This window comes from Pseudomonas sp. 30_B, assembly GCF_017491605.1.
GTDB lineage: Bacteria > Pseudomonadota > Gammaproteobacteria > Pseudomonadales > Pseudomonadaceae > Pseudomonas.
Window position 1 is genome coordinate 1 of the sequence record NZ_JAFGYY010000293.1, and the last position, 463, is coordinate 463.

The 463-nt window shown below is 55.5% G+C and carries 1 protein-coding gene; it reads right to left on the minus strand.

What is annotated here, in order from left to right; translation table 11 throughout:
* Positions 1-413 (minus strand): tyrosine-type recombinase/integrase (locus J5M67_RS28345; protein ID WP_243434935.1); only part of this gene is annotated, 413 nt, incomplete at its 3' end.
* Positions 414-463: the final 50 nt, after the last annotated feature.

A 463-nucleotide genomic window follows, 5' to 3' on the forward strand; every position in this document is an offset into this window, starting at 1 on the left:
CCGTTGAGATACATGACGGTCTCGAGAACTTGTGTTTCCGTCAGCCCCATCGCTTCTGCGTCTCGGAGCAGGCTTTCGGTTTTCGTGTGCCGCAAAATGTGCGGCGTGAGGTCAGGAATGACGCTTTGTAACGTCTCGAAGATGGCATTGACCGTCCGCATAGCGAGTTCACGCCCTTCGCTGGTTTCGAGGAATAGGTACTCGCTGTCGGCCGCGTTCGGGATTTCCACCCGATGTTGGGCGATGTACCGGCTAACGGCATCGGCAACCGTCGTATGAATGGGGTACTCGCGAGACAGCGTTTTCAGCCTCGGCTCAGCAGGCCGTCTGTCGTTAGGGTCACTGACGTGTGCGTCAAAGCGGATGTAGGGTGTTTGTTCATGCACGATGTCGGATAGTTTTACCTTGGCCAAGTCACCTCGGCGACAGCCGGTGACCAAATAGAGCATGACGAGTATGAAAT